Raw genomic sequence first — 2,495 nt, 5'->3', positions numbered from 1 at the left:
CAATAAAGCTTCGTGCTGGGGATAAACTACTTTTAAGATCAGGCAAAATTGTAATTGTAGAGATGGTACAGCATGAGATGCTAGAAAGACCTGTTAAGGTTTATAACTTTGAGGTTAAGGACTGGCATACGTACTATGTAAGTGATAGTAGTGTGCTTGTGCATAACAAGTGTACACGTTCAGAAAAGTATATTGCAGGTAAAGTAACAGGATATACAAGACATGGAATAAATCAAGCTATTAGTAGAAACAATGTAGGAGTTAAGCCTTCAGCAATACTTAATATATTAAGAAATCCTAAAAAAGTTACAATAAATGTTGAAAATGGAAGTATTAAATTAGTAGGTAAAGAAGGGGTTGTTGTACTGAATAAGGCTGGGAAAATAATTACTACTTGGGCCAAAAGTTCAAAATATAGGAGGTAAATATGAGTAGAAAGAATGAAAATGAATATATTAAGATAATAAATGAATATCTTGTATCTATTAATAGAGATAAAGTTTTATCGGTACAAGAATTTATATCGAAACAAAAAAAAGAAGAACTTCTAGATGATTGTGTAGATTATATTTCTAATCAGTTTTGCACATTAGGCCTAGATGATAACTCAGAGCCGAATCAATATGGATTAATATTAGAGGAAATAATTGATTTTTTAAATGAACAAAATGAACAATAGTGGAAACCATATAACAATGGCAGCCATATGACTTATTTACACAATATACTTGAGAAGATTAATAATAGTTAAGAATAAAGAGGATATTATTTAGATATCCTCTTTATTATAATTAATCTAATGAACCTCAAATAAATAGCGAAATAATATAAATTGAACTTAGGATTATGATAGGGATACAAAAGCCTACAATAATATAATATTACAATAAAAAAAATTATCGATTAGGGAACTGGCATTGAATAAATAGAATTTAAATTAGTGAAACATAAAGTAGATGCTTTTTTAGGAAATATGAAAAGTTAACTAGGAGAGAGCAATTGTACTCTTTATGATTTTATAAAATGAGGATGTAAATCAAGCTACTTATAGAACATAAAAATGTATCACAGAATTTAATATGTTTTTGAAATATTTCTAAATTTATATCCATAACAATAGTATTATCAACGGATGTAATTCTTAAAGTGGTTTTTGTCGTAAATGTTGGTGATACCACTAAAATAGATTATAGTATATGTAAAAATAAGGTATACTTAAAATTTACACTATGGTATATCTTATTTTTTGTATATATTGTAAATATAGAGTGTATTTTAAAATTATTTTACAAAGTGTAAACTATATTATAGAATTTATTTTTACAAAATGGTATAATTGTAGTAGATAGATAAAAAAGATGTTATACATCATGATTAAATTATGACTTAGTGGAGAGGTAAAATAATGAGAATTGGATATATTCGTGTTTCATCTATTGACCAAAATGAAGCAAGACAGATAGAAGGCTTAAAAGATTATAATTTAGAAAAGGTTTTTATAGAAAAAATAAGTGCAAAAGATACTAATAGACCAGAATTCAAAAAAATGTTGGAGTTTTCCAGAGAAGGCGATACAATTTATATTTTAGATTTCAGTCGTTTAGCAAGAAATACCAAAGACTTATTGGATACTGTAGAGAGTCTAACAAAAAAAGGCATACATTTGGTTAGTAAAAAGGAAAATCTGGATACATCTACTCCTACAGGAAAACTAATTTTAACGATTATAGGAGCTATTAATGAATTTGAAAGAACAAATACATTAGAACGCCAAAGAGAAGGTATTGCAATTGCAAAAAAAGCAGGCAAATATAAAGGGAGAAAGCCTATACTAATAGAAGATTTTGAAAGCTATTATGACGAATATAAGAATAGGCGAATAAACAAAACTCAATTAGCGAGGCAACTAAAAGTATCCAGACCGACATTAGATAAGATCATAAAAGAATATGAAAATCAGCCAGGAGAATAAAAAACAGTATGCTCCTGGCTGTTATTTTTCCCTACCTTTATTTTTCAATTTAGACATGTTTAATATGTGAAAACTAGCATAATTACAATGTTTCTTAAAATTTTCCATAGATATGTACACCTTTATGAATATGAAAAAACTAAGGCTATCACATTAACATCTTTAAGTTGCTAATGTGATAGCCTTAGTTTTTTATTATTATCATGTTCTGGTATCAAAATAAAAAATCCAGCAACTACCTACTCTCCCATGGGGCTTCCCCCAAAGTACCATCGGCGTGCTCGAGCTTAACTGTCCTGTTCGGTATGGGAAGGAGTGTGTCCTCGAGGCTATCGTCACTGGATTTTATGGTGGAGATAAAGGGATTCGAACCCTTGACCCCCTGCGTGCAAGGCAGGTGCTCTCCCAGCTGAGCTATATCCCCGTATTAAATTGGTGGGCCTTCAGGGACTCGAACCCCGGACCAACCGGTTATGAGCCGGTTGCTCTAACCAACTGAGCTAAAGGCCCTTATTTATCCGGC

At 30.5% G+C, this 2,495-nt stretch carries 3 protein-coding genes, 2 tRNA genes and 1 rRNA gene; 3 read left to right on the top strand and 3 right to left on the bottom strand.

Going from position 1 to position 2,495, the window contains the following annotated elements:
• The 3 genes from Q428_RS14725 to Q428_RS13720 all read left to right on the top strand — a co-directional run.
• Nucleotides 1-425, top strand: a 425-nt coding sequence (locus Q428_RS14725; protein WP_242847863.1) for a polymorphic toxin-type HINT domain-containing protein, incomplete at its 5' end; no start/stop codon positions are given.
• 2 nt (nt 426-427) lie between these two features.
• Entirely contained in the window at nt 428-679 is a 252-nt protein-coding gene (locus Q428_RS13725) for a hypothetical protein (RefSeq protein ID WP_035381897.1), read from the top strand.
• Nucleotides 680-1,405: 726 nt separating this feature from the next.
• Nucleotides 1,406-1,972 (top strand): recombinase family protein, encoded by a 567-nt coding sequence (locus Q428_RS13720; protein WP_035381895.1) that lies wholly within the window; start codon nt 1,406-1,408, stop codon nt 1,970-1,972.
• Nucleotides 1,973-2,198: 226 nt separating this feature from the next.
• On the opposite strand, the gene rrf is transcribed toward Q428_RS13720, so the two are convergent.
• The 3 genes from rrf to Q428_RS13705 form a co-directional block, all read right to left on the bottom strand.
• Nucleotides 2,199-2,315: ribosomal RNA gene (gene rrf / locus Q428_RS13715) — 5S ribosomal RNA — on the bottom strand.
• Nucleotides 2,316-2,320: 5 nt separating this feature from the next.
• Nucleotides 2,321-2,396, bottom strand: a tRNA-Ala gene (locus tag Q428_RS13710).
• A 9-nt stretch (nt 2,397-2,405) separates the two neighbouring features.
• Nucleotides 2,406-2,482 (bottom strand) — tRNA-Ile (locus Q428_RS13705).
• Between the last annotated feature and the right edge of the window lie 13 nt (nt 2,483-2,495).

Source organism: Fervidicella metallireducens AeB (assembly GCF_000601455.1).
Taxonomy (GTDB): Bacteria; Bacillota; Clostridia; order Clostridiales; family Caloramatoraceae; genus Fervidicella; species Fervidicella metallireducens.
This window is presented reverse-complemented; position numbering and strand designations above follow the sequence as displayed.

Coding starts and splice junctions, on each gene's coding strand:
- Q428_RS13725 (WP_035381897.1), top strand. CDS start 428: ATGAGTAGAAAGAATGAAAATGAATATATTAAGATAATAAATGAATAT.
- Q428_RS13720 (WP_035381895.1), top strand. CDS start 1,406: ATGAGAATTGGATATATTCGTGTTTCATCTATTGACCAAAATGAAGCA.